The organism is Streptomyces sp. NPDC020597, from assembly GCF_044335095.1.
Taxonomy (GTDB): domain Bacteria; phylum Actinomycetota; class Actinomycetes; order Streptomycetales; family Streptomycetaceae; genus Streptomyces.
In genome coordinates, this window is the sequence record NZ_JBIRUL010000001.1 from 573,276 (window position 1) to 599,278 (window position 26,003).

At 71.2% G+C, this 26,003-nt stretch carries 22 protein-coding genes and 1 riboswitch; of the genes, 13 read left to right on the forward strand and 9 right to left on the reverse strand.

Going from position 1 to position 26,003, the window contains the following annotated elements; genetic code table 11:
- Positions 1-3: 3 nt before the first annotated feature.
- Both aroA and ACH4ZA_RS02715 read right to left on the reverse strand, forming a co-directional pair.
- Complete coding sequence (gene aroA, locus ACH4ZA_RS02710) at positions 4-1,347, reverse strand: 3-phosphoshikimate 1-carboxyvinyltransferase (RefSeq protein ID WP_319278696.1); 1,344 nt, start codon at positions 1,345-1,347, stop codon at positions 4-6.
- 121 nt (positions 1,348-1,468) lie between these two features.
- The gene (locus tag ACH4ZA_RS02715) at positions 1,469-2,191 is read right to left on the reverse strand and encodes a M50 family metallopeptidase (protein WP_319187210.1); all 723 of its coding nucleotides are present in this window, start codon (positions 2,189-2,191) and stop codon (positions 1,469-1,471) included.
- A gap of 100 nt (positions 2,192-2,291) precedes the next feature.
- On the opposite strand from ACH4ZA_RS02715, the gene ACH4ZA_RS02720 reads away from it, so the two are divergent.
- The 10 genes from ACH4ZA_RS02720 to ACH4ZA_RS02765 all read left to right on the forward strand — a co-directional run bounded on the left by ACH4ZA_RS02720 (position 2,292) and on the right by ACH4ZA_RS02765 (position 12,342).
- Positions 2,292-3,107: an SOS response-associated peptidase gene (locus ACH4ZA_RS02720; RefSeq protein ID WP_398427671.1), complete on the forward strand. Its 816-nt coding sequence runs from the start codon at positions 2,292-2,294 to the stop codon at positions 3,105-3,107.
- 1 nt (position 3,108) lies between these two features.
- On the forward strand, positions 3,109-3,747 hold the full coding sequence (locus ACH4ZA_RS02725; RefSeq protein ID WP_319278693.1) for an alpha/beta family hydrolase: 639 nt from the start codon (positions 3,109-3,111) through the stop codon (positions 3,745-3,747).
- Positions 3,748-3,996: 249 nt separating this feature from the next.
- Positions 3,997-4,692 (forward strand): RNA polymerase sigma factor SigR, encoded by a 696-nt coding sequence (gene sigR / locus ACH4ZA_RS02730; RefSeq protein WP_319278690.1) that lies wholly within the window; start codon positions 3,997-3,999, stop codon positions 4,690-4,692.
- Entirely contained in the window at positions 4,689-5,000 is a 312-nt protein-coding gene (rsrA, locus tag ACH4ZA_RS02735; RefSeq protein WP_319278687.1) for a mycothiol system anti-sigma-R factor, read from the forward strand. The genes sigR and rsrA overlap by 4 nt, the downstream gene beginning before the upstream one ends.
- Positions 5,001-5,158: 158 nt before the next feature.
- A complete protein-coding gene (locus ACH4ZA_RS02740) occupies positions 5,159-6,472 on the forward strand; it encodes an HD-GYP domain-containing protein (RefSeq protein ID WP_398427673.1) in 1,314 nt (437 codons plus the stop codon).
- Between the two features lie 44 nt (positions 6,473-6,516).
- The gene (locus tag ACH4ZA_RS02745; RefSeq protein ID WP_398427833.1) at positions 6,517-7,773 is read left to right on the forward strand and encodes an HD-GYP domain-containing protein; all 1,257 of its coding nucleotides are present in this window, start codon (positions 6,517-6,519) and stop codon (positions 7,771-7,773) included.
- Positions 7,774-7,878: 105 nt separating this feature from the next.
- On the forward strand, positions 7,879-8,859 hold the full coding sequence (locus ACH4ZA_RS02750) for a hypothetical protein (protein WP_319278681.1): 981 nt from the start codon (positions 7,879-7,881) through the stop codon (positions 8,857-8,859).
- A 91-nt stretch (positions 8,860-8,950) separates the two neighbouring features.
- Complete coding sequence (gene def / locus ACH4ZA_RS02755) at positions 8,951-9,601, forward strand: peptide deformylase (protein WP_319278679.1); 651 nt, start codon at positions 8,951-8,953, stop codon at positions 9,599-9,601.
- A 282-nt stretch (positions 9,602-9,883) separates the two neighbouring features.
- Positions 9,884-10,975: an epi-isozizaene synthase gene (cyc1, locus tag ACH4ZA_RS02760; protein WP_398427675.1), complete on the forward strand. Its 1,092-nt coding sequence runs from the start codon at positions 9,884-9,886 to the stop codon at positions 10,973-10,975.
- On the forward strand, positions 10,972-12,342 hold the full coding sequence (locus ACH4ZA_RS02765; protein ID WP_319278678.1) for a cytochrome P450: 1,371 nt from the start codon (positions 10,972-10,974) through the stop codon (positions 12,340-12,342). Before cyc1 ends, ACH4ZA_RS02765 begins: the two co-directional genes overlap by 4 nt.
- Before the next feature lie 10 nt (positions 12,343-12,352).
- Here ACH4ZA_RS02765 and ACH4ZA_RS02770 read toward each other — a convergent pair whose 3' ends face one another.
- Positions 12,353-13,318 carry a GlxA family transcriptional regulator gene (locus ACH4ZA_RS02770; RefSeq protein ID WP_398427677.1) on the reverse strand — a complete coding sequence of 322 codons (966 nt, stop codon included), beginning with the start codon at positions 13,316-13,318 and terminating at the stop codon, positions 12,353-12,355.
- A gap of 92 nt (positions 13,319-13,410) precedes the next feature.
- Between ACH4ZA_RS02770 and ACH4ZA_RS02775 the strand changes: the two genes are divergently transcribed.
- Entirely contained in the window at positions 13,411-13,638 is a 228-nt protein-coding gene (locus ACH4ZA_RS02775; RefSeq protein WP_319278674.1) for a hypothetical protein, read from the forward strand.
- Here ACH4ZA_RS02775 and ACH4ZA_RS02780 read toward each other — a convergent pair.
- The 3 genes from ACH4ZA_RS02780 to ACH4ZA_RS02790 form a co-directional block, all read right to left on the reverse strand.
- Positions 13,551-14,603: a ribonucleotide-diphosphate reductase subunit beta gene (locus ACH4ZA_RS02780; RefSeq protein ID WP_398427679.1), complete on the reverse strand. Its 1,053-nt coding sequence runs from the start codon at positions 14,601-14,603 to the stop codon at positions 13,551-13,553. The two genes, ACH4ZA_RS02775 and ACH4ZA_RS02780, sit on opposite strands and share 88 nt — an antisense overlap.
- Positions 14,603-17,005: a ribonucleoside-diphosphate reductase subunit alpha gene (locus tag ACH4ZA_RS02785; RefSeq protein WP_319278670.1), complete on the reverse strand. Its 2,403-nt coding sequence runs from the start codon at positions 17,003-17,005 to the stop codon at positions 14,603-14,605. The genes ACH4ZA_RS02780 and ACH4ZA_RS02785 overlap by 1 nt, the downstream gene beginning before the upstream one ends.
- A gap of 146 nt (positions 17,006-17,151) precedes the next feature.
- Positions 17,152-17,241: riboswitch (cobalamin riboswitch) on the reverse strand.
- 77 nt (positions 17,242-17,318) lie between these two features.
- Positions 17,319-17,825: a GNAT family N-acetyltransferase gene (locus tag ACH4ZA_RS02790; RefSeq protein WP_319278668.1), complete on the reverse strand. Its 507-nt coding sequence runs from the start codon at positions 17,823-17,825 to the stop codon at positions 17,319-17,321.
- Between the two features lie 142 nt (positions 17,826-17,967).
- Here ACH4ZA_RS02790 and ACH4ZA_RS02795 point away from each other — a divergent pair, with 142 nt between their 5' ends.
- Positions 17,968-21,540: an ATP-binding protein gene (locus ACH4ZA_RS02795; protein ID WP_398427680.1), complete on the forward strand. Its 3,573-nt coding sequence runs from the start codon at positions 17,968-17,970 to the stop codon at positions 21,538-21,540.
- A gap of 59 nt (positions 21,541-21,599) precedes the next feature.
- On the opposite strand, the gene mctP is transcribed toward ACH4ZA_RS02795, so the two are convergent.
- From mctP to ACH4ZA_RS02810, 3 genes are all read right to left on the reverse strand, one after another.
- Positions 21,600-23,228 carry a monocarboxylate uptake permease MctP gene (gene mctP / locus ACH4ZA_RS02800; protein WP_398427681.1) on the reverse strand — a complete coding sequence of 543 codons (1,629 nt, stop codon included), beginning with the start codon at positions 23,226-23,228 and terminating at the stop codon, positions 21,600-21,602.
- The gene (locus ACH4ZA_RS02805) at positions 23,225-23,500 is read right to left on the reverse strand and encodes a DUF3311 domain-containing protein (protein WP_319278663.1); all 276 of its coding nucleotides are present in this window, start codon (positions 23,498-23,500) and stop codon (positions 23,225-23,227) included. Before ACH4ZA_RS02805 ends, mctP begins: the two co-directional genes overlap by 4 nt.
- A gap of 99 nt (positions 23,501-23,599) precedes the next feature.
- A complete protein-coding gene (locus tag ACH4ZA_RS02810) occupies positions 23,600-24,364 on the reverse strand; it encodes a GntR family transcriptional regulator (RefSeq protein ID WP_319278661.1) in 765 nt (254 codons plus the stop codon).
- Between the two features lie 349 nt (positions 24,365-24,713).
- On the opposite strand from ACH4ZA_RS02810, the gene ACH4ZA_RS02815 reads away from it, so the two are divergent.
- Positions 24,714-25,994: an extracellular solute-binding protein gene (locus ACH4ZA_RS02815; protein WP_319278659.1), complete on the forward strand. Its 1,281-nt coding sequence runs from the start codon at positions 24,714-24,716 to the stop codon at positions 25,992-25,994.
- Positions 25,995-26,003 lie beyond the last annotated feature (9 nt).

The following is a 26,003-nucleotide window of genomic DNA, read 5'->3' on the forward strand; positions in this document are numbered from 1 at the left end:
TCCCTACGCCCCGAGCATCCCGGTCCACAGTTCCGGGAAGTCCGGCATGGTCTTCGCCGTCGTCGCCACGTTCTCGATCTGCACGCCCTCCACGGCCAGGCCGATGATCGCGCCGGCCGTCGCCATGCGGTGGTCGTCGTAGGTGTGGAAGACCCCGCCGTGCAGCGGGCGCGGGCGGATGTGCAGACCGTCGGCGGTCTCCGTGACGTCCCCGCCCAGTTCGTTGATCTCCTTGGTCAGCGCGGCCAGCCGGTCCGTCTCGTGCAGCCGCAGGTGGGAGACGCCGCGCAGGGTGGACGGGGAGTCCGCGAGGGCGGCGACCGCCGCGACGCCCGGCGTCAGCTCGCCGACGTCGCCGAGGTCGACGTCGATGCCGTGGATCGAGCCCGAGCCGGTGAAGACGAGGCCGTAGTCGGCCAGTTCGCAGGAACCGCCCATCTCGGTGAAGATCTCGCGCAGCCGGTCACCCGGTTGGGTGGTGCGGGCCGGCCAGTCCGGGATCAGCACCCGGCCGCCGGTGACCAGCGCCGCCGCCAGGAACGGCTGGGCGTTGGACAGATCCGGCTCGATCGTGAGGTCCCGGCCCAGCAGGGCGCCGGGCGTGACCCGCCAGACGTTCGGCTCGCCGCCCGACTCCGGGGTGTCCACCTGGGCGCCGACCGCGCGCAGCATGTCGACCGTCATACGGATGTGCGGCAGCGAGGGCAGCGAGGAGCCGATGTGCCGCACCTCCACGCCCTGGTTGAAACGCGGCCCCGACAGCAGCAGGGCCGACACGAACTGGGACGAGGACGAGGCGTCGATCTCCACCGGGCCGCCGTCCAGCGCACCGCCGCCGTGCACGGTCAGCGGCAGCGATCCGCGGCCGTCGTCGTCGATGCGCGCGCCGAGGACGCGCAGCGCGTCGATGACGCCGTGCAGGGGACGCTCGTAGGACCGCGGGTCGCCGTCGAACCGGACGGGTCCGTCGGCCAGGGCGGCGAGCGGCGGCAGGAAGCGCATCACGGTGCCCGCGTTGCCCACGTCCACCGTGGCCGGACCGCGCAGACCGTCGGGCAGCACCCGCCACGCCTCGCCCGCGCGGTCGGGGTTGCCCGCGCCGCCGGTGGAGCTGGACGACACGGTCTCCTCGATCTCGACGCCCATGGCCCGCAGGGCGTCGGCCATCAGCAGGGTGTCGCGGGAGCGCAGCGGGCGGCGCAGCCAGCCGGGCTCGGAGGCCAGGGCGGCCAGCACCAGCGCGCGGTTGGTGACGGACTTCGACCCCGGCACGTGGACCGTCGCGTCGACGGCCTCGCTCGCGTGCGGGGCGGGCCAGAGGGCGGTGTGGGCGGGGTTCGGGGCCATGGACTCCACTCTAATGAACTCGGGAGGCCGTCGTTCGGCCGCGAGCGCGCCGTGCCCGCCGCGCGCGGCCCCGCGGGCGAGCGGGCCGCCTCCGGTGCGGGGCGCCACGGGTGCGGGGGCACTACAGGCCCAGCAGCCACCTGCCCCCGCCGAGCAGCGCGCACAGGCTCACCGCGTGGAAGAGGAACAGCCACAGCCCGGCCGGCACGTGGGTCAGCCTCGACAGCTGGTCCGCGTCGGAGTCCCCGGCCCCGCCGTGGGACCGCTTCGCCTGCAGCTCGAACGCCGGACGGACCCCGCCCAGCAGCAGGAACCACACCACCGCGTACGCGAACGCCGCCTGCACCTGCGGACCCGCCAGCCAGGACACGAGCAGGAAGGCGCCGCCGGTGAGGACGACCGTCAGGGCGCCGTAGGCGTTGCGGATCATCACCAGCATCGCCAGCAGCAGCGCCGTCGCCGCCCAGAGCAGCAGGGTGATGCGGCCGGCGCCCAGCAGAGCGGCGCCGCCCAGGCCGAGCAGCGGGGGAGCGGGGTAGCCCGCCGCCGCGGTCAGGATCATGCCGAGGCCGTGCGGCTTGCCCCGGCTGAGGGTGAGGCCGCTGGTGTCGGAGTGCAGCCGTATCCCGGTCAGCTGGCGGCCCGTCAGCAGCGCCACCAGGCCGTGGCCGCCCTCGTGGGCGATGGTGATCGCGTTGCGGGAGACCCGCCACAGGCGGTGCGGCACGACGACCGCGAGCGCCGCCACCGCGGTGGCGATCACCACCCACAGGTCGGGGTCTGTCTGGGTGCCGACGAGACGGTCCCACAGGTCGGGCAGCGCGAGGGCGGCGGTGCTGTCCATGGTCGGGGGTGGCTCCCTCTCGTGATGCACGGGCCGGCGCGGGGCGCCGGCGCCGGGTGGTGGTGGCCGGGTGGCGGGTCGGCCTGGCAGTGTGGCACGTATGTGCGGACGGTATGCAGCCAGTCGTGGGCCCGAGGATCTCGCAGCGATCTTCGAAGTCGAGAAGTGGGAGCCCGAGGAGAGCCTTGAGCCCGACTACAACGTGGCGCCGACCAAGGAGGTCTACGCCGTTCTCGACCGTCCTGTGAAGGACGCCGCCGACAAGCGCCCGGTTCGTCAGCTGCGCAGGCTGAAGTGGGGACTGGTGCCGTCCTGGGCGAAGACGCCCGAGGGCGGCGCCCGGATGATCAACGCGCGCGCGGAGACGGTGCACGAGAAGCCGTCGTACCGCCGCGCCTTCGCCGCCCGGCGCTGCATCCTGCCCGCCGACGGCTACTACGAGTGGGTGACCGGCGTCCAGGAGCGGGATCTCGAGGTGGAGGGGAAGAAGAAGCGGCCGCGCAAGCAGCCCTACTTCGTGCTCCCGGCCGACGGCTCGGTCTTCGCGATGGCCGGGCTGTACGAGTTCTGGCGGGACCGGACCCTGCCCGACGACCACCCGCAGGCCTGGTGGGCGACGTGCTCGGTGATCACCACCGAGGCGGAGACCTCCCCGCTCGCCGTGGCCCCCGCCGACGGCCCGTACGCCCTCGCCGACATCCACCCCCGGATGCCCCTGATGCTCACCCCGGACCGCTGGGACGACTGGCTCGACCCGGCGCGGACCGACGTCGACGCCCTGCGCACGCTCCTCGAGCCGCCGGCGGAGGGGCTGATGCGCGCCTATCCGGTCTCCACGGCCGTCAGCAACGTCCGCAACAACGGCGCGGAGCTGCTGAAGGAGCTGGAGGGGCCCGAGGAGGGCACACTCTTCTGACGTGATCACCGAAACCGTGGAGACCGTCGAGACCGACGCGGGGACCGCCCGCATCACCTGGCACCGGGCCCGGAAACCGGCCTTCGTCCTCGCCGTCGGTCATGGGGCGGGCGGCGGCGTCGAAGCCCGCGATCTTCAGGCGCTCGCCGCCGTGCTGCCCGGGCACGGGGTGAGCGTGGCCCTCGTCGAGCAGCCCTGGCGGGTGGCCGGCAAGAAGGTCGCCACCGCTCCCAGGACCCTCGACGTCGGCTGGCGCGGGATCTGGCCCGCCGTCACCGGGTCCGGGGCGCCGGTGATCTCCGGCGGCCGGTCGGCGGGGGCCCGGGTGGCCTGCCGCACCGCAGCCGAGCTCGGCGCCCACGCGGTGCTCGCGCTCGGCTTTCCGCTGCACCCGCCCGGGAAGCCGGAGAAGTCCCGCGCCGCGGAGCTGCTCGGCGCGGGGGCGCCCACCCTCGTCGTCCAGGGCGGCAACGACCCGTTCGGCAGGCCGCAGGAGTTCCCCGAGGGGCCGTACGAGCTCGTCGAGGTGCCGTACGGCGATCACGGGTTCGCCGTCCCGAAACGGGCCCCCGTGACCGGCGAACAGGCGCTGGAGACCGTCACCGGCGCGGTCGTGCGCTGGATCGGGTCGCTCGGGTGAGTGCGGGGGAATGCGGAGGGCGGTCTCGCTGTTGAGGCGGACAGAAGTGCTGAACATCCGGCACCGACGTCAGTGGGAGAGGAAGTCCTCCGCATGGGTTCGACCATCTGCCCGAGCCGTACCGCCCTCGACTGGACGGTGCTGCACGCGGCCAAGATCGCTCCTGTTCGAGCGGCGGCGGGCACGGGTAGTCGTCTATCCTCCGATTCGAGTGGGATCGGTTTCGATTCTGCCCGCGATCTTGAGGAGGTGGGTCCGGTCACCGGTACCGACGCAGGGACCGACAACGGCCAGGCGGAGCTGCCCGAGGGCCAGGGCGTGAGCGGGGCGCCGGGTGCGGAGTCCACCGCGGAGCGCAGCGCGCGCTTCGAGCGGGACGCGCTCGAGTTCCTCGACCAGATGTACTCGGCCGCCCTGCGCATGACGCGCAACCCGGCGGACGCCGAGGACCTGGTGCAGGAGACCTACGCCAAGGCGTACGCGTCCTTCCACCAGTTCCGGGAGGGCACCAACCTCAAGGCCTGGCTCTACCGGATCCTCACCAACACCTTCATCAACTCGTACCGCAAGAAGCAGCGCGAACCCCAGCGCAGCGCGGCCGAGGAGATCGAGGACTGGCAGCTGGCGCGCGCCGAGTCGCACATGTCCACGGGTCTGCGCTCCGCGGAGTCGCAGGCGCTGGACCACCTGCCCGACTCGGACGTGAAGGCAGCGCTTCAGGCCATTCCGGAGGAGTTCCGGATCGCCGTGTATCTCGCGGACGTAGAGGGCTTTGCGTACAAGGAGATCGCGGACATCATGGGGACACCCATCGGCACGGTGATGTCCCGGCTGCACCGGGGCCGCCGTCAACTGCGCGGCATGCTCGAGGACTACGCCCGCGAGCGCGGACTGGTCCCGGCCGGCGCCGGAGAGTCGAACGAAGCGAAAGGCTCGGGCTCATGAGCTGCGGAGATCCGCACGAGACGGACTGCAGTGAGGTCCTAGACCACCTGTACGAGTATCTCGACAGCGAGATGCCTCCTCTCGACCGGGACAAGTTCCAGCACCACTTCGAGGAGTGCTCGCCCTGCCTGGAGAAGTACGGGCTGGAAGAGGCCGTGAAGAAGCTGGTCAAGCGGTGCTGCGGACACGACGACGTGCCGACCGACCTGCGTGCCAAGGTCATGGGCCGGATCGACCTGATCCGCTCCGGGCAGGCCGTCCCCGAGCACGACGTGGCCACGACGCCGGCCACTTCCCAGGAGTCCTGACCCACCGGCCCCGAGCGCTCGCCCGCCTTCGGCGAGCTCCGGGCCCGAAGAGCGCCGCCGTCACCCGAATGTGCTAATCCGCGGGTGATACGCCCGCGGCCCGCCCCCGGCCGTCCTAGGCTCCTGAGCCCGGACAGGCACGGCTGGGGGGAGTGGCGATGGAGGGGATCCCGGCGCGGGCACGCGGTTACGTCGCCTGTGTCGCCCTCGGCGCACTGCTGTGCACGCTCTCCTCGCTCCCCGGCGCGCCGACCCCCTGGTGGGCCGTCGCCCTGCTGGCCGCGGTGTACGCGGCGGGCGAGCAGATCGCCCGGCGCAGGTTCGCAGCCACCCTCCACCCCGTCCTGCTCGCCGGGGCCTTCCTGCTGGCGCCCGCCGCGGCGGCCCTCGTCCCGCTGCCCGGCGCGCTGTTCTCGCACGTCGAGGCGCGCCCCTTCCTGCTGCGGCGCGTCTGGCGGGCCGCCGAGTCGTCGCTCGCCGTGTGGCTGGCGGCCCGGGCGCACGGGGCGCTCGGCGGACCTGCGGCGGTGGCCGGCTCCGACCTGCCGCCCGCGTTCGTGCCGGCGGGCGCGGCCGTCCTGGTGTTCTGCGCCGCGCTCGCCCTCCTCGACGGCGGGATGCTGGTGCTCGCCGAGGGGCTTCCGCTGCGGGCGGTCTGCCAGGGGATGTTCCTGCGCTCCCTCGCCCCCGTCGCCGTGCACGGCCTCGCCGGACTGATGACGGCCGTGCTGTGGAGCAGCCCGTACGGCCCCGTCGCGGCGCTGCTGGTGCTCTTCCCGATGGCCGTGTCCTGGTGGGTGTTCGCCCAGTACCACCGGGAACGCGCCGCCCACCAGGCGACCATCCGCGCCCTGGTGCAGGCCGTCGACCTCAAGGACGGCTACACGCGCGGCCACAGCGAACGCGTCGGCCAGGCCTCGATGATGATCGGGCGCGAACTCGGCATGGACGACGACCGGATCGAGGTGCTCCGGTTCGCCGGCATCCTGCACGACGTCGGCAAACTCGGCGTACCCACCCGCCTGTTGCGCAAGGACGGGCCGCTGACGCCCGAGGAACGCAGGGTGATCGAGCTGCATCCCGAGTACGGGCACGAGATCACCCGGGGCATCTCCTTCCTCGGCGAGGCGCGCTCGGCGATCCTCCACCACCACGAGCGCATCGACGGCAGCGGCTACCCCTACGGACTGGCGGGCGGTCAGATCCCGGAGTCCGCACGGGTGGTCGCCGTCGCGGACGCCTTCGACGCGATGACCTCCACCCGCTGCTACAGCCGGGCCCGGCCGGTGGAGGCGGCCCTGGAGGAGCTGCGGCGGTGCGCCGGCTCCCACTTCGACCCGCGGATGGTCACCGCGCTGACCCGGGTCGTCGGCCGGGACGGCTGGCACCCGGTGGTGACCGCAGAGGAGACCCGGTCCGACGTGCCGGCCCCCGCCCCGGCGCCCGACGACCGCTCGGAGGCCCGCCGGTGACCGCCTTCCGCGAGCCGGGCGGGCCGGCGGCCTCCCGCCGTGCCCTGGTCGCCCTCTACGCGATCGCCGCCCTCCTGGCCTCCGGCGGCCTCCTCGTCACCCTTCTGACGGGTCTGCGGGAGCGCCCCGTCGCGCTCGCCTTCGGGATCCTCGTGGCCGTGGGCGAGCCGACCCTCGCGCGCTCCCGGCTCCGCCCGGGCGACCCGGGCCCCGCGAGCGGGCCGGGACTGCGCGAGACCGCGCCGCTCGGCGCCGCCGGATCGCTGGCGTACGCGCTGGTCGGAGAGCACGCCGGGCATCCCACGCACCACGGGGTCGCGCAGGTCGTGGCGGTGGTCGCGGCCGCCTCCCTGCTGGGCAGCGTGCCCCAGCTGGCCCGGGGACGGGAGCGCGTTCTCGACCACCTGGTCCGGCGCGTGCTGGCCGTCGGGTTCGCCGCCGTCTGTTTCCAGCCCCTGTACAACCGCGGGGCCTTCGACGGCTGGAGCGGCCCCGCGTACGCGCTGCTGCTGCTCGCGCTGCTGGTGCTGACCGTCCTGTGCGACGCCGTGGTGGCGGCCGCCCTCGCCTGCTCCCGCACCGGGTGGCCGTTCCCCCCGCTGCTGCGCGACGAGCTGCGGTCGGTGCCCGGGATCGGGTCGGCGGTGTGCGCGACCGGTGCGGTGATGGCGCTCGCGGTGGCCGTCGTCGGGCTGTGGGCGCTCCCCGTGTTCTCGGTGCCGCTGCTGCTCACCCAGCTGTCCCTGCGCCGCTACGCGGCCGTCCGCGCCACCTACCGGCAGACCATCGCCTGTCTCGCCCGCGCCACCGAGATCGCCGGGTACACCCCGCCCGGGCACGCCCGCCGGGTCGCCGCGCTCAGCCAGGCGGTGGGCCGGGACCTGCGGCTGCCGGAGCCCGAGCTGACCGTCCTCGAGTACGCCGCCCTGATGCACGACATCGGGCAGCTCAGCCTCGTCGACCCGGTGCCGGCGGGGGCCACGGCGGGCCTGCCGGCGGCCGAGCAGCGGCGGATCGCGCTGCTCGGCGGGGCCGTCGTCCGCCAGACCGGGGTGAGCGCCCAGGTGGCGACGGTCGTCGAGCGGCAGGCCGACCCCTACCCGGAGCAGCCGGTGGCCGCCCGCATAGTCCGGGCGGTGAACGCATACGAGGAGCGGGTGCGGGGCAGCGGTCCCGACGGGCCTCTCACCGCCCTGGAGGAGCTGCGTCTCGGCACCGGCCGGGAGTACGCGCCGGAGGTGGTGGAGGCCCTGGCCAGGGTGCTTTCGAGGACGGGTCTGACCCTGCCCGTGGGTGGGTAACCCATGGGTAATGAGCCGCCTTCCGGCCACACGTGGTTGGATGCGAGGGAGAGAGTGTCCGGGGGCACTGGCCAGCCCACAGAACGGAACTGGCAGGCGGGAATCGTGAGGATCTTCGGCAAGGGACGGCACCGGCCCTCCGCCTCCTGGCGGCAGGCCACCGACCGCGCGTTCACGCTGATCGGCGACGGGCGGTACGAGGACGCGGGCGCGCTGCTGACACGTGCCGCCGACCTGGAACCCTGGCTTTCCGAGTCCTGGTTCAACCTCGCCCTGCTGCACAAGTTCCGGCACGACTGGGAGCAGGCCCGCACGGCCGGGCTGCGCGCCGTCGCCCTGCTCGACCGGGAGGCCGGGGCCCCCGACTGGTGGAACGTGGGCATCGCCGCCACCGCCCTGCAGGACTGGCCGCTGGCCCGCCGTGCGTGGCAGGCGTACGGGCTGCACGTGCCGGGCGAGGCCACGGGCGCGGGCGAGCCCGTCGGGATGGAGCTGGGCAGCGCGGCCGTACGGCTGTCGCCCGAAGGCGAGGCCGAGGTGGTGTGGGGGCGGCGGCTGGATCCCGCCCGCATGGAGGTGCTGTCGATCCCGCTGCCCTCCTCGGGGCGACGCTGGGGCGAGGTCGTGCTGCACGACGGGGTCCCGCACGGTGAGCGGACCACCTCCGCCGGCCACTCCTACCCCGTCTTCGACGAGATCGAGCTGTGGGCCCCGTCCCCCGTGCCGACGTGGGTGGTCCTGCTGGAGGCGGCTTCCGAGACCGACCGTGACGCCCTGGAGCAGCTGGCCGCCGACGCGGGCTTCGCGGCGGAGGACTGGTCGTCCTCGGTGCGGCTGCTGTGCCGGATGTGCTCGGAGTCGCGGATGCCCTCCGACGAGGGGGACGGCGAGCACCTCGACCCGCACGACCACAGCGAGCCGGGGCACCCGGGCCCGCTCGGGCACGTGACCGACGGGCAGCAGTGGGCGCCGGAGCGGGAGTGCGGGGTGGCCGCGCCCGCCTCGCTGGTGCGGGGGCTGCTGGACGGGTGGGTCGCGGACAGTCCGGACACCCGCGACTGGCGGGACCTGGAAGAGGTCTGCTAGCCGTCCCCGTACCCTGTATCAGCGACGAACCCCCGGGTGGGGGTCCGAGGGCAGCCCTCGGAGGACACAGTCAGGAAGGCATACGTCGGTCATGGCGCAGCAGGACACCGATCAGCAGCACGGGGGCGTGCTCCCCGTGGACGACGAGGGCTTCGTCATCGACACCGAGGAGACGGAGGAGCGCGAGCGGGCCCACCGCGAGCGCGGCGCCTCGCGGCCGATCACGGTCGTCGGCAACCCGGTGCTCCACAAGGAGTGCAAGGACGTCACCGCGTTCGACGACGAGCTGCTGAAACTGGTGGACGACATGTTCGCCTCGCAGCGCACCGCGGAGGGCGTGGGCCTGGCCGCCAACCAGATCGGGGTGGACCTGAAGGTCTTCGTCTACGACTGCCCGGACGACGAGGGCGCTCGGCACGTCGGCGTCGTCTGCAACCCGAAGCTCGTCGAGCTGCCCGCGGACCGGCGTCGGCTGGACGACAGCAACGAGGGCTGTCTGTCGGTGCCGACCGCCTACGCGCCGCTGGCCCGTCCGGACTACGCCGAAGTGACGGGGCAGGACGAGCGGGGCAACCCGATCAAGGTGCGCGGCACCGGGTACTTCGCACGGTGTTTGCAGCACGAGACGGATCACCTCTACGGTTACCTCTACATCGACCGTCTCTCCAAGCGTGAACGCAAGGACGCGCTGCGGCAGATGGCCGAGAACGAGCCTCGTTACCCCGTGGTCGCCAACGACTGAGCTCCATCCGCCCACTCGACGCCTGTCCGGACTTTCCCCGGACAGGCGTCGTTCGTGTGTCCGACGGACGTTCGATCGCTTACGCACATCTACTACACATCTGCTGACCCGTAACCAGTCACGTGGGGGCGGATTCTCGGCATCTTGGGGTAGTGAATGAAGCAAATCCGTTCCCAGACCGGTCAGTTGTAGTGCTGAATGGGATGAGCGGGGATACGCAACGGCGCACGCCCGGCACGGCGGGAGGGGTGTGCGCCCACTGGCGGCTGAGAGGGGTTGTTCGTGCCAGCTTTCCCATACAGCACCACATACAGCACCACGGTGACCGCGCCCGCGGTCCCTCCCTCGCTCTCTCTTCCGGTCATCGAGGCGGCCTTTCCCCGGCAACTCCACCCATATTGGCCCCGGTTGCAGGAGAACACCCGCTCCTGGCTGCTGGAAAAGCGGTTGATGCCGGCGGAGAAGGTCGCAGAATATGCCGACGGACTTTGCTACACGGACTTGATGGCGGGTTACTACCTCGGGGCGCCCGACGAGGTCATGCAGGCCATAGCCGACTACAGCGCATGGTTCTTCGTCTGGGACGACCGGCACGACCGTGACGTCGTGCACGGCCGGGTGTCCTCCTGGCGGCAGCTCAGGTTCCGCTTGCACGCGGCCCTGGACGCCCCGGCGGAGCATCTGGCCCACCCGGATCCGCTGGTCGCCGGGCTCGCGGACGGCGTGGGCCGGCTGTACTCCTTCCTTCCCGGCACCTGGAACGCCCGGTTCGCCCGGCACTTCCACACCGTGATCGAGGCGTACGACCGGGAATTCCACAACCGTGTCGACGGGCGCATTCCCGGTGTCGAGGAATATCTCGCCCTGCGCCGGCTCACCTTCGCGCACTGGATCTGGACCGACCTGTTGGAACCGAGCGCGGGGTGCGAACTCCCGGACTCGGTGCGGAAACACCCGTCCTATCGGCGCGCGGCACTGCTGAGTCAGGACTTCGCCGCCTGGTACAACGACCTCTGCTCGCTGCCCAAGGAATTAGCGGGCGATGAGGTGCACAATCTCGGAATCAGCCTAGTCACCCACCAGGGAATGACTCTCGAAGAAGCTGTCGAGGATTTAAGGCGACGCGTCGAACAGTGTGTGTCCGAGTTCCTGATCGTTGAGAAGGACGTCCTGAAGCTCGCCGACCGGGTCTCCGACGGGACGGTCCGCGGAATGCAAATCGGCACCGCCGTGCGAGCCTGTCTCGGCAATATGCGGAACTGGTTCAGTTCCGTCTACTGGTTCCATCACGAGTCCGGCCGTTACATGGTCGACAGCTGGGACGACCGGTCCACGCCCCCGTACGTCAACAACGAAGCGGCAGGTGAGAAATGACCGTCGAGTCGGTGAAACACGCGACCGCCGAGGCCCCCGAACTGCGCGAGCCACCGTTGGCGGGCGGCAGGGTGCCGCTCCTCGGGCACGGCTGGAAGCTGGCCCGTGACCCGCTGGCCTTCCTGGCCCGGCTCCGCGACCACGGCGACGTGGTCCGCCTCAGGCTCGGCCCCAAGACGGTGTACGCCGTCACCGCGCCGGGCCTCACCGGGGCCCTGGCGCTCAGTCCCGACTACATCATCTCCGGCCCGCTGTGGGAGTCCCTCGAGAGCCTGCTCGGCAAAGAGGGCGTGGCCACGGCCAACGGGCCGCTGCACCGCCGTCAGCGCCGCACGATCCAGCCCGCGTTCCGGCTCGACGCCATCCCCGGCTACGGCCCGATCATGGAGGAGGAGGCGTACGCGCTCGTCGAGCGCTGGACGAGGGGCGAGGTCCTCGACGTCACCGCGGAGGCCTTCCGGGTGTCCGTGCGCATCTCGGCCCGCTGCCTCATGCGCGGCAGCTACATGGACGCCCGGTCCGAGCGCATCACCTCCGCGCTCGCCACACTGTTCGCCGGCATGTACCAGCGCATGGTCGTGCCTCTCGGGCCGCTTTATCGGGTACCGATTCCGGCCAACCGGGAATTCAACCGGGCGCTGGCCGATCTGCACCGGCTGGTGGACGAGATCATCGCCGACCGCAGGGCATCCGGTCAAAAACCGGACGATTTGCTGACGGCTTTGCTGGAGGCGAAGGATGACAATGGCGACCCGATCGGGGAACAGGAGATCCACGACCAGGTCGTCGCGATACTCACCCCGGGCAGCGAAACCGCCGGCTCGGTGGTCATGTCGTTGCTCCACGTCCTCACCGAGCATCCGGATCAAGTGGACAAGATCCGCGAAGAGGTGAAAAACGTTGTCGGCGACCGGCCGGTCGCATTCGACGACGTCCGAAAGCTCCGGCACACCGCCAATGTCGTCGTCGAGACCATGCGGCTCTATCCCGCCGTATGGATATTGACCCGGCGCGCGGTGACCGACACGGAGCTCGGCGGTTACCGCATTCCCGCCGGGGCCGACATCGTCTACAGCCCGTACGCGGTTCAGCGCGATCCGCGGTCGTACGAGCGGCACACGGAGTTCGACCCCGACCGCTGGCTGCCCGGCCGCTCCGCGGAGCTGCCGAAGTACTCCATGACGCCGTTCGGCGTCGGCAACCGCAAGTGCCCCAGCGACCACTTCTCGATGGCCGAGCTGACGTTGATCACGGCGGTGGTGGCGAACGCGTTCCGCTTCGAGCCGGCCCCCGGCTCCGACAGCCGGACGCACATCGGCATCACGCTGCGGCCGCGCCGGCTGCTGCTGCGGGCGATACCCGGGTGAGAGCCGCGGCTCAGGCGACGGCCCGAGGGCCCCGGAACGTGCGCCGGTAGGCGTTGGGGGTCGTCCCCAGCGCCTGCACGAACTGGTGGCGCAGGGCGCCCGCCGTGCCGAACCCGGCGCGCCAGGCGATCGCGTCCATCGTCTCGTCCGTGGCCTCCAGCAACTGCTGTGCCAGCAGCACCCGCTGACGCAGCAGCCACCGGTAGGGGGTGGTGCCCGTCTCCTGCTGGAAACGGCGGGCGAAGGTGCGCGGGGACATGTGGGCGCGCTCCGCGAGCCGTTCGACCGTGATCTCCTGGTCGAGGTGCTGCTCCATCCACGCGAGCACCTCGCCGACGGTGTCGCACCGCGACCGGGGCAGCGGCCGCTCGATGTACTGGGCCTGGCCGCCGTCCCGGTGGGGCGGCACCACCATCCGGCGGGCGATCCGGTTGGCGACCTCCGGCCCCTGCTCCTTGCGGACGATGTGCAGGCAGGCGTCGATGCCCGCGGCCGTCCCCGCCGAGGTGATCACCGGGTCCTCGTCGACGTAGAGCACGTCCGGTTCCACGGTGGTGTGCGGATACTGCCGGGCCAGCTGCTCGGCGTGCCGCCAGTGCACCGCGCAGCGCCGGCCGTCCAGCAGTCCCGCCGCGCCCAGCACGAACGCCCCCGAGCAGACGCTGAGCACCCGCGTGCCGCGGTCCACGGCCCGGCGCAGCGCGTCGAGCAGTTCCGGGGGGAACGCGCGCCTGCCGTAGGTCTCGCCGGCCGGCACGGCGATGAGGTCGGCGCTCTCCAGCCGCTCCAGCCCGTGCGGGGTGCTCATGGTGAACCCGGCGTGGGTGCTCAGCGTCGGCCCCTCCGCAGAGGCGACGGCGAAGTCGTAGACCGGCAGCCCCTCGTCGCTGCGGTCGATCCCGAAGACCTCGCAGACGACGCCCAGTTCGAAGGGGTGCACACCGTCCAGCAGAATCGCCGCCACGTTTTTCAGCATGCCGCCAGTGTGCCCCCGAAGTGGCAGTAATTTGAAGATGTACGGCAGTCCTGCCACTGTCAGCAGTGTTCGGCGTGTACGACGCTTACCTCATGAACGCACTCAGCGAGTACCTCACCGTCCTGGCCCTCTTCCTCGTCCTCGCGGCTCCGGCGCTCGTGGGACATCTCCACGAGCGCCGGATCGACCGCCAGCTGAAGGCCGCCGCGCAGACCGTGACCCGGGCGCGGACTCAGAAGTCCTCGTCCAGGTCCACGGTGCCCTCCACCGCGACCTGGTACGCCGACGGACGGCGCTCGAAGAAGTTGGTCAGCTCCTGAACGCCCTGCAGCTCCATGAAGGAGAAGGGGTTCTCCGAGCCGTACACCGGGGCGAAGCCGAGCCGCGACAGGCGCTGGTCGGCGACGCACTCGAGGTACTGCCGCATCGACTCGGTGTTCATGCCGGGCAGGCCGTCGCCGCACAGGTCGCGCCCGAACTGCAGCTCGGCCTCGACGGCCTCCCGGAGCATGGCCGTGACCTGCTCCTGGAGCCGGTCGTCGAAGAGCTCAGGCTCCTCCTTGCGGACCGTGTCGACCACCTCGAAGGCGAAGCTCATGTGCATGGTCTCGTCGCGGAACACCCAGTTGGTCCCGGTGGCCAGACCGTGCAGCAGGCCCCGGCTGCGGAACCAGTAGACGTACGCGAACGCGCCGTAGAAGAACAGGCCCTCGATGCACGCGGCGAAGCAGATCAGGTTGAGCAGGAAGCGGCGCCGGTCGGCCTGTGAATCCAGCCGCTCCAGCTTCTCCACCTCGTTGATCCACTTGAAGCAGAACTCGGCCTTCTCGCGGATGGACGGGATGTTCTCCACCGCCGCGAAGGCCGCCGCCCGGTCGTCGGGGTCGGGCAGGTAGGTGTCCAGCAGCGTCAGATAGAACTGGACGTGCACGGCCTCCTCGAACAGCTGCCTCGACAGGTACAGGCGCGCCTCGGGGGAGTTGATGTGCTTGTACAGCGTCAGCACGAGGTTGTTCGCCACGATCGAGTCGCCCGTCGCGAAGAACGCGACCAGCCGGCCGATCATGTGCTGCTCGCCCTCGGAGAGCTTCGCTAGGTCCGTGACGTCCGAGTGGAGGTCGACCTCCTCGACGGTCCAGGTGTTCTTGATGGCGTCCCGGTAGCGCTCGTAGAAGTCGGGGTAGCGCATCGGGCGCAGGGTCAGCTCGAAGCCCGGGTCGAGCAGGTTCTTCTCGGACTTCTCGAACTTCTCGGTCTGCTCGGTCTTCTCGGGTGCGGTCGTCATTACTGGCAGGCCTCGCAGGACTCGGGGTTCTCCAGGGAGCAGGCGACGGCGTCGGGGTCGGCGGCCTGCTGCACGGGGATGGTGTTCTCGGGCTGCGCCTGGGCACGGGCGGCCCGGGCGATCCGGGTGGCCGGGCGCGAGCGCAGGTAGTACGTCGTCTTCAGGCCCGACTTCCACGCGTACGCGTACATCGAGGAGAGCTTGCCGATCGTCGGCGTCTCCAGGAACAGGTTCAGCGACTGCGCCTGGTCGAGGTAGGGGGTACGGGCGGCGGCCATGTCGATCAGGCCGCGCTGGGGGATCTCCCACGCCGTGCGGTACAGGGCACGCACCTCGGCCGGGATCCACGCGAAGCCCTGCACCGAGCCGTTCGCCTCGCGCAGCGCCTCACGGGTACGGGCGTCCCAGACGCCGAGCTCCTTGAGCTCCTGCACCAGGTACGAGTTGACCTGGAGGAACTCGCCCGACAGCGTCTCGCGCTTGAACAGGTTCGACACCTGCGGCTCGATGCACTCGTACACACCGGCGATGGAGGCGATGGTGGCGGTGGGCGCGATGGCGAGCAGCAGGGAGTTGCGCAGCCCCGTCGAGGCGATCCGCTCGCGCAGCGCCGCCCAGCGCTCGGGCCAGGCGAACTCGACGCCGTAGTGGTCCGGGTGCAGCACGCCCCTGGCCGTGCGGGTCTTCTCCCAGGCGGGCAGCGGGCCGCTCCGCTCGGCGAGGTCCGCGGAGGCCTCGTAGGCGGCGAGCATCACGCGCTCGGCGATGCGGGTGGAGAGGGCCTTGGCCTCGGGCGAGTCGAAGGGCAGCCGCAGCTTGAAGAAGACGTCCTGGAGGCCCATCGCGCCCAGCCCGACCGGACGCCAGCGCGCGTTGGAACGCCCCGCCTGCTCGGTCGGGTAGAAGTTGATGTCGACGACGCGGTCCAGGAACGTGACCGCCGTGCGGACGGTCTCGTCCAGCCGCTCCCAGTCGAGGTCGCCGTTCGCCGTGTCGACGAACGCGCCCAGGTTCACCGAGCCCAGGTTGCACACCGCGGTCTCGCCGTCGTCCGTGACCTCCAGGATCTCCGTGCAGAGGTTGGAGGAGTGCACGACGTGGCCCGGCTCGGCCGTCTGGTTGGCGGTGCGGTTGGCCGCGTCCTTGAAGGTCATCCAGCCGTTGCCGGTCTGCGCGAGGGTGCGCATCATGCGGCCGTACAGGTCGCGGGCCTGGATGGTCTTCCTGGCCAGCCCCGCGGACTCGGCCCTGCGGTAGGCCGCGTCGAACTCGTCGCCCCACAGGTCCACCAGCTCGGGCACGTCGGCCGGGGAGAACAGCGACCACGGCTCGTCGGCGTTGACCCGGCGCATGAACTCGTCCGGGATCCAGTGCGCGAGGTTCAGGTTGTGCGTACGCCGGGCGTCCTCGCCGGTGTTGTCCCGCAGCTCCAGGAACTCCTCGATGTCGGAGTGCCAGGTCTCCAGGTAGACCGCCGCCGCGCCCTTGCGCCTGCCGCCCTGGTTCACGGCGGCGACCGAGGCGTCCAGGGTCTTGAGGAACGGCACGATGCCGTTGGAGTGCCCGTTGGTGCCGCGGATCAGCGAACCCCGGCTGCGGATACGGGAGTACGACAGGCCGATGCCGCCGGCGTGCTTCGACAGCCGGGCCACCTGGTGGTAGCGGTCGTAGATGGAGTCCAGCTCGTCCAGCGGGGAGTCGAGGAGGTAGCAGGACGACATCTGCGGGTGCCGGGTGCCGGAGTTGAAGAGCGTGGGCGAGGACGGGAGGTAGTCCAGCCGGCTCATCAGCCGGTAGAGCGCCGAGACCTCGTCCAGGGCGCGGGCCGTGTCTCCCCCAGAGGGGGCGCCCCCGTCCGCCAGACCGGCGGCGACGCGCAGCAGGAAGTGCTGGGGCGTCTCGACGACCTTGCGGGTGATCGGGTGCCGCAGCAGGTAGCGGCTGTGCAGGGTGCGCAGTCCGAAGTAGCCGAAGCGGTCGTCGGCGGCGGAGTCGATCAGCGCGTCGAGCCGGGCCGCGTGCACGCGCACGAACTCGGCGGTGCGGTCCGCGATCAGGCCCTCGCGGTGCCCGACGGCGATCGACTCGGTGAACGTCGTGACGCCCTGGGAGGCGGCCTCCGCGGTGATGCCGATCGTCAGCAGGCGGGCGGCCAGCTTCGAGTAGGCGGGATCCTCGGAGATCAGGCCCGCAGCCGCCTCCGTGGCCAGCTCGCGCAGCTCCGCGGTGATCTCGGAGGCGGCCCGCGCAGACCGGCCGCGCAGCGCGGCGGCGGCGACCCGGCCGGGGTCGGCGTCGGGCAGGTCGGCGGTCAGCTCGGTCAGGGTCCGCAGCAACGCGGTACCGGGACCGTCGGTCTGCAGCTCGGTGACTGAGGCCGGTTCGGCTGGCGCGATGGTCACGTGGGGGCTCTCCCTCGCTCGGCAAGGGGCCTGGCGGAGGGCAGGGGGCAGCACACGAGCGCGCGGGGGCGTCGCGTCCACCGGCCCACTCCACGAGGCCCGGACGTCAGGGCACCCGGACCGGACGGCCGGGCGCGCTGTCGGCAGGACCTCGGACTGAACAGGCGTGCCCATATGGGTAGGGATGCACGCGAGTACACCGTTGCGGGACAGTTCCGGATTCGCACCGGATTCCCCTGCGGCGACAGCGAGCATGAGCATACATCTTGTGCTCACCTGTCACGCCACCCCCAGATGTTGTGTCGGGGTGGTTTCAGAGGGTCAACTCGTAGGTGAGGAGAGTGAGGTCGTCCAGGTGCGGCACGGGACTCCAGTCCCGCTCGGGTGTGCGGACGAAGCCGAGACGTTCGTAGATCCGGTGTGCGGTGTGCATGCTGCGCTGGCTGGACAGCACGACGGCCTTGCAGCCCTGCGTGGCCCGCGCCCGCTCCAGGCAGGCCCGCACGAGCGCCTCGCCGGCGCCCCGGCCGCGCGCCGCGTGCGCGACCGCGAGCGCACGGATCTCGGCCTCACCGGGCCGCGCGATGTCGGCGACCGGGCCGGGACCGGCCACGAAGGTGACGCCGCCGAGCAGCCGGTCGCCGTCCACGGCCACCAGCACCTCGGCGGCGGCCGCCCGTGCGGCGACGTCCTTCAACACCGGCAGGTAGGGGTCCCCCTCGCCGAAGTCGAGGAGCCCGTCCTGGAGATAGGCCTGCGCGGTGATGTCGCCGAGGGCCCGGTACTCGCCGGGCACGGCCTGCCGTATCGCGATGTCCATGTCCCCGAGTCTGCCGGACGCCCGGGTTGCGGAGGCCGTCGGGAGTGATTCCATGGAAGGAGCCGTCGGCGCCGCGTGAATCCTCTGCCCCGCGGGTCCTCCGTACCGGGGAATCCGTCCCGGAACGCGCAAGGAGAACGCCATGACGAGGGTCGTCCGTCATCCGCCCGGCAAGGAGCGACCGCGCGACGCGCCGATGGCCACCTTGCACGTCCGGCGGGCGGGAACCCGCTTCGGACGCGGGATCGTCGGCCGCTGGCACTCCCTGACGGTCCGTCTGGAGGCCCGCCGCGGCGTCGCCCGGCCCAAGAAGTGGCGCCGGTGGGTCTCGTACGCCAACGTCACCCGGGCGATCTGGCTGGTCTCCGTGCTGGCGGTGCTCGCCTGGGTCGGGGAGGGCGTGTTCATCCTCGTCACCCACGACACGACGGGCTTCGAGAAGTGGCGCCGGCAGAACCAGGGCTTCGAGATCGTCTCCCGGTTCGTCGGACCGGTACTCGCCGCCTCGATCGCCGCCGCGCTCTTCCTGTTCTGGTGGTACCGCTGGACCAAGCGGCGCTATCTCACCAAGGCGCTGCGCGATCCGCGCCGGCTGGTGCCCACCGCCGGGTACGACACCCGCGAGATCGTCGGCCGGGAGGACATCGCCCAGGTCATCGCCGAGCGGCTGCGGGAGCGCGACACCCGGCGGCCGTATCTGCTCGTCGGCGGCGTCGGCGCGGGCAAGACCGCCGTCCTCGTGCGGCTCACCGAACTCCTGGCCCGCCAGAACGCCGTACCGGTGCCGATCAGGCTGCGCGACGCGACGGACGGCGCCGACCTGAACTTCGAGCATCTGGCCAGGCAGCGGTTCGCCCAGGAGGCGCCCAAGGGCGTTCTGGCGCGGAGCAAGACCGACCGCGTGTGGCAGCAACTCCTCGCCGACGACAAGCCGGTCGTCCTCGCCGACGGCCTGGAGGAGGCCCTGCTCGACGACGGCCGGCAGCAGAACCGGGACAACGTCATCCGCCGGGCCATCGAGCGCGCCCGCGAGGAGAAGCTGCCCCTGGTCATCGCCTCCCGGCCGCACAGCCCGCTGGAGACCACCTCCGCCGCGATCGTGGTGCTCGAACCGCTCAGCGAGGAGGCGGCGCTGCGTTTCGTCGAGGCGGACGTGCCGGACACCGACGAACGCCGGGTGGACTGGATCGTCGAGACGGCGGAGGTGACCGAGTCGCCGGTCTACCTGCAGATAGCCCGCGAGCTCCACCGGCGGGGACTGCTGGAGCACGACCGTCCGGAGGACGACCCGCGAAACGTCGTCACCCGCAGCCGCGACCGCGCCACCCTGCGGCTGTGGCTGCTGGAGACCTGGGCCGAGGCGCTGTGCGAGGGGAAGCTGCGGGAGGACGTCGCGCTGACCCCCGAGGAGCGCCGCGACACCCTCGAAGTGGTCTGCGCGCTGGCCTGCGTCGGACTGCTCCAGGACACGCTGGAGGTCGGCTTCGCGGAGCTGCTCGACCCGGACGTCCTGCACCCCGGCGCGGCCCGACGCGCCCGGATCCGGGCCGAGCGCCTGTGGGCCGGCCGCGGCTTCGACCAGTACGGCAAGCGCGACCACACGCTGTCCGACTGGCACCGGCAGCAGATCTGGGACGCGCTGTGCGAGCGGCTCGGCGAACCGGAGAGCAGACGGCTGCGCGAGGGCAACATGGACCAGTGCAACGCCGTCCTCGCCCGCTTCGCCGCCAACGCGAGCAGGCTCAGACTGGTGGAGGGCCTCGAGCACAGGGTCCGTTTCCCGCACAGCATCGTCCAGGCCTACTTCGGCTGCCGTGTGCTGAGCCACCTCGGGGAGCGGGGCGCCGGGGACCTGACGGAGCAGGCGCTGCAGCCGCCCGGCCCCAGCCGTGAACTGCTGATCGCACTCGTCCTGGTGTCCCGGCGGGCGGCAGCCCCTTCGGGCCGCAGGCGGGGCGTGCGGGCCGAGGTGCGCAAGGAGATCGCGGAGCGGATCCGGCGGGCCCCCGTGCGGGGCCGCCCGCTCGCCTGCCGGCTGTGCGCCGCCGCGGGCCGGCGCACCGACGACCCCAAGGCCCTGGACCTCTATGCGGCCGCCCTGGAGATCGAGAGCGCCGAGGCCGACCCGAAGCATCTGGGTGAGATCGTGCGGGCGGTGCGCCGGCACTGGCCCGGGATCAAGGGCGACCGGCGCACCCTGAGGGACGCCAAGCGCCGGGTCCTCAAACAGCTGGGAGCCGCGTTGCGGGCGGTCTCCGACCGGATCGACACCACCCCGCTGTACTGGGAGCTCTTCCAACTGGCCGTCCGGGAACCCTCCTACTCCATCCGCCTGGTCGTCGCCCAGGAGTTCGGCACCGGGGGCAACGCGGCGTTCGCGGTGATCCGCGAGCGGGTCGGCCTGAACAGCGACCCCGTGCAGGAGTACAACGACCGGCTCGACCGGCTGAAGGCCCAAAAGCGACAGGAGTACGAGGCCTGGGCCGCGCGGATGGGACGGGCACGGGCTGTGCGCGCGGCTCCGGGGAGCGCGCCCGAGGAGGACATCGGGCGGCTCCAGGAGGACCGCAAGGAGCTGAAGCGGCGCTACCGCGAGCAACGGGTGGATCTCTTCCGGGAGTTCGTGATGCGGGCCTGGATGCTCCCGATGCTCCTGGGCTCCGTCGACGAGGCCCATCGCGACGAGGCCAGGGAACGCCTGACCAGATGGCTGCGCCACCTCGACCCGAAGTTCACCGGAGGCTCGCCCGATCTGCCGCTCGCCCTGGAGGCGGCACTGGCCCAGGGATTCAAGTACGCGGCCAACCGGCGCCACCGGCACCCGCACATCTACCGGGGAGGCCGGGACGACCTGGTCCGTCAGGCGGAGACCGTGCTGCAGCAGTCACGCTGCTGGTACGCGCAGCTCAGCCTGATCCAGGCGCTGTGCCTGTGGGAGCTGCCGGACCTGGCCGGCGGCCGCTCCGACGGGCGGCAGCCCTTCCAGCCGGCCGGCGGGGCCAACGCCGTGCAGACGGTGGAGCGCTGGCTGTCGATGGCGGGCACGGTCAACGGCGCGCCCGGTGCCGCCCCGGACGGACCCGCCCGGCGGTGCCTGCATCCGTTCGTCGCCGAGGCCGGCGACCTGGCCGCCCTCGCCCTGGAGACCGGGCAGCCCGAGCGGTTCCTGTGGATCGACGAGAAGGGCGTCGCCGACAACATCGGGGCCCGCGCGGGCGACACCGCGGGGTACCGCAGGCACAACCTGTGGATTCCCCCCTCGGTCGGCTGGAGCACCCTCGACCCGCGCGCCCAACGCCTGGTCGCGGACGTCCTGGTGATGCTGAACCTCGTCGAGCGGGACGGCCACCCGGACGAGGTCGAGGAACGCCTGGCCCGTATGGAGCAGCCCGGAATGTCGTTGCCGCCGTGCATCCGCACGGACCGCGAGCCGCTGCGGCCCGGACTGCGCATCGGCACGTCGAACCCGCCCGCGCCGGGCACGACCTGTCTGCCCGACTGCAAGTTCCAGCTCTGCCCGTACCCTCCCCGGGGAGGCGTGCCCCGGGGAGAGATCCGCGAGCCGTTCTGCCGCCAGCAACAGGCCCTGCTGCCCGGCAGCGTGCGGCGCTGGCTGCCCCGCGGGCTGCGCCGGAAGACCCCGCACTGGGTCGGCATGCGGGTCGGCGAACTGGACCGCTTCTGGGACGCGATGGCCCGACGGACACGGGACTAGCGCCGCTCACGGCACCGGCCCCGGGTCCGCCCGACGGCCCGATCGTCCGTCCGCCCGGTCTAGTGGGAGGTGCCCGCCGTCGCCGGGGGCAGATCCACCTGGACGCCAGGGTCGCCGGCGTCCGCCGTGTAGTCCGACGGCTTCGTCTCGTCGAGGCCGTCGGGGGCCTTGGCGGCCTTCAGGACGAAGGTCAGGACCACCGTGACGACGACGTTGAGGACGAACGCCGTCAGGCCGATGTAGCCGATCTCGCCGAGGCCCGGGATCTCCTTCGCCGAGCCGCCGAAGTGCTTCTGCGTCGGGGAGGCGACCCCGTACGCCGCGAAGGTGCCGTACAGCATGCCGACCGCCCAGCCGGCGAGCAGGGCCCAGCGGTGGAACCAGCGGGTGAAGAGGCCGCCGACCAGGGCCGGGAACGTCTGCAGGATCCAGATGCCGCCCAGCAGCTGGAAGTTGATGGCCACCGTCTTGTCCATGGTCAGGACGAAGACCAGGGCGCCCACCTTCACCAGCAGCGAGACCAGCTTGGAGACCTTGGTCTCCTGCGCCGGCGTCGCGTCCGGCCTGATGAAGTCCTTGTAGATGTTGCGCGTGAAGAGGTTCGCGGCCGCGATCGACATGATGGCCGCGGGCACCAGCGCGCCGATGCCGATCGCGGCGAACGCGACGCCCGCGAACCAGGACGGGAACATGTCCTCGAACAGCTGCGGGATCGCCAGCTGCCCGTTGGTGACCTTGACCCCGGCCGCGATCGCCATGAAGCCCAGCAGCGCGAGCAGGCCCAGCATCAGCGAGTACAGCGGCAGGATCGTGGTGTTGCGGCGGATCACCTCACGGCTGCGCGAGGACAGCGTCGCGGTGATGGAGTGCGGGTACATGAACAGCGCCAGGGCCGAGCCCAGCGCGAGCGTCGCGTACGTCCACTGGCCCGGTTCGGCCGGGGTCAGCGCACCGCGCGGCTTGCCCGTCGCCGGGTTGGTCTGGCTGAACGCCTCGCCCGCCTTGGCGAAGATGTCGTCGAAGCCGCCGAGCTTGATCGGGATGTAGATGATCGCCACCGCGATGACGATGTAGATCAGCGTGTCCTTCACGAAAGCGATCAGCGCGGGGGCCCGCAGACCGGAGGAGTAGGTGTAGGCGGCCAGCACGCCGAACGCGATCAGCAGCGGCAGGTCCTTCACGAACCAGTTGGTGTTCTCGCCGCCGCCGACGCCCATCACGTCCAGCACGGCCTGGATGCCCACCAGCTGGAGCGCGATGTACGGCATCGTCGCGAGGATGCCGGTCACGGCGACCGCCAGCGACAGGCCCTTCGAGCCGAAGCGGCCCCGCACGAAGTCCGAGGTCGTCACATAGCCGTGCTTGTGGGAGACCGACCACAGGCGCGGCAGGAACGTGAAGATCAGCGGGTAGACGAGGATCGTGTACGGCACCGCGAAGAACCCGGCCGCGCCCGCCGCGTAGATCGCCGCCGGGACGGCGACGAAGGTGTACGCGGTGTACAGGTCGCCGCCGAGCAGGAACCAGGTGACCCAGGTGCCGAACGACCGGCCGCCCAGGCCCCATTCGTCGAGGCTGTGCTCGTTCTCGGCCTTGCGCCAGCGTGCGGCCAGGAAGCCCATGACCGTGACGGCCAGGAAGAAGAAGATGAAGACGGCGAGCGCCACGCCGTTCACGCCGTCCTTCACCGCGACGCACCGCCCTTCGCGGAGGAGGAGCCCGCACGGCCGCGCTGGTCCAGCTGCCACAGCTTGTACGCGACCACCGTGAGCACGGTCGAGATGAGCACCCACAGCATCTGGTACCAGTAGAAGAAGGGGATCCCGATGAACGCCGGATCGACCTTCGCGTACGAACCCACCCACAGCATCGCCACGAACGGCGCGAACAGGCAGAGGCCGATGGCGACGCGCAACGGCGTCACCACCGGCCCCTCGGTCACTTCGGGGGTCTCTGACATCGGCGGCTCCGCCCCTCACTAGATCGCCTTGATCACAGATGTAATGCGCAGGCAATGTAAGTGACGGATAAGCCCAGCGGAAGGCCCTCCACAGACCCTCTACTCGGCGGGCCGCTTCAGCCGTGCCACGAACTTGTACCTGTCCCCCCGGTACACCGAGCGCACCCACTCCACCGGCAGGCCCTCGCGGTCCAGCGAGTGGCGGGACAGCATGAGCATCGGCAGCCCCACGTCGGTGCCGAGCAGGCCCGCCTCGCGCGGCGTGGCCAGTGAGGTCTCTATGGTCTCCTCGGCCTCGGCGAGGTGGACGTCGTAGACCTCGGCGAGGGCGGTGTACAGCGAGGTGTACTTGGCCAGGGACCGGCGCAGGGCCGGGAAGCGCTTCGCCGACAGGTGGGTCGTCTCGATGGCCATCGGCTCGCCGTTGGCCATCCGCAGCCGCTCGATGCGCAGCACCCGTCCGCCGGCCGTGATGTCGAGCAGAGCGGCGAGGCGGTCGTCCGCGGTGATGTAGCCGACGTCCAGCAGCTGCGAGGTCGGCTCGAGCCCCTGGGCGCGCATGTCCTCGGTGTACGAGGTGAGCTGGAGCGCCTGGGAGACCTTCGGCTTGGCGACGAAGGTGCCCTTGCCCTGGATGCGCTCGAGCCGGCCCTCCACGACGAGCTCTTGCAGCGCCTGGCGGACGGTCGTGCGCGAGGTGTCGAACTCGGCCGCCAGGGTGCGCTCCGGCGGGACGGGCGTGCCCGGCGACTGGGTCTGCGTCATGTCGAGCAGGTGTTTCTTCAGCCGGTAGTACTTGGGCACACGCGCGGTACGGACGGTCGCCCCACCCTCGTTCGCCGCACTGCTGACGTCGGTGCTCATGTCCTGCCTTCCCGGCCTCGGATGCGGGTCACATCGTGGCACGGACGCGGCACTGCTGCCCCGCCGTTCCGTGATCCCCTCTGTATACCGTCGCAACCTTTGCTGGTCTAGTCCACCAGGTCAAATGGTCTACCGGAGCGAGCGCCTCCGACGTCGAGGTTTTCGAGGGCTTCTTACTTAAAGGTTCCTGCATATGTAGGTCCCATAACGGCTGGTCGGAGGGGATTCGGCCACCCTTGACAGGCCTAATGGTCTGAGCCAAGCTCTGCGCACTGGTCTACACCATTGGTCCAGGAGATCGAGGTCCCGGCCCGTGGGCGGGGGGTGTGGCATCCCTGAGGAGGATGGCGTGAAGCGCAAGCTGATAGCCGCGATCGGTATCGCGGGCATGATGGTCTCCATCGCGGCATGCGGGGACGACAGCGGGAGCGGGGACTCCAAGGGCACCGACGCCAAGGAGCTGACCGTCTGGCTCACCGTCGACGCGCAGAACAACTGGCCCGAGCTGGTGAAGGCCGCCGACGCGGCGGTGCAGAAGGCGCACCCCGGCGTCAAGATCAACCACGAGTACTACGGCTGGCCGGACAAGAACGCCAAGCTGGACGCCGTCCTCGCCACCGACAAGGCCCCCGACGTCGTCGAGATGGGCAACACCGAGATGCTCGGCTACATGGTCAAGGGCGCCTTCGCCCCCCTCGACGCCGGCAAGTTCGACAACTCCTCCGCCTGGCTCGACGGCCTCAAGGCCTCGGTGACCTACGACGGCAAGACCTACGGCGTGCCGTACTACGCCGGCGGCCGCGTCGCCAACTGGCGCAAGGACGTCTTCGCCGCCGCCGGGGTGACGTCCACGCCGAAGACGTACGCGGAGCTCACCGCGGCGCTCGACAAGGTGCAGAAGAAGGAGGGCGACAAGTTCTCCGCGTGGTACCAGCCCAGCCGTGACTGGTACGCGGCCATGTCGTTCGTCTACGACGCCGGCGGCTCCATCGCCAAGGAGGACGGCGGCCAGTGGAAGGCCGACCTGTCCTCGCCGGAGTCGATCAAGGGCCTCAACGAGTTCAAGAAGGTCCTCGACACGTACATGCACGGCGACAAGACCAAGGACGAGTCCGACCGCTACATCGTCTACGGCCAGGGCAAGTCGGGCATGATCTTCGCCCCCGCCTGGGAGGGCGCGACCGCCGCCGCCAAGGAGAACGACAAGACCGGCAAGCTGGCCGGCAACGTCGAGAACTTCGTGATGCCCGGCCCGTCCGGCAAGAACCTCCCCGTCTTCCTCGGCGGTTCCGACCTCGCCGTCCCGGTGAAGTCCGACGCGCAGGGCCTCGCCGCCGAGTGGATCAACGCCTTCACCGGTCCCGCCGGGCAGAAGGGCCTGATCGCCAAGGGCAACCTGCCCAACAACAAGACCGACCTCGCGACCCTCAAGAACGACCCGGCGACGGCGGTCCCGGCCACCGCGGCCGAGTCCAACTGGTTCGTCCCGATGGCCCCCGGCTGGGGCCAGGTGGAGAAGGCCCAGGTGCTCCAGACCATGCTCCAGAGCATCGGCACCGGCAAGAAGACGGTCGAGGCCGCCGCGAAGGACGCGGACGCCGCGATCGACAAGGTCATCAACACCAAGTGACCTGAGGGC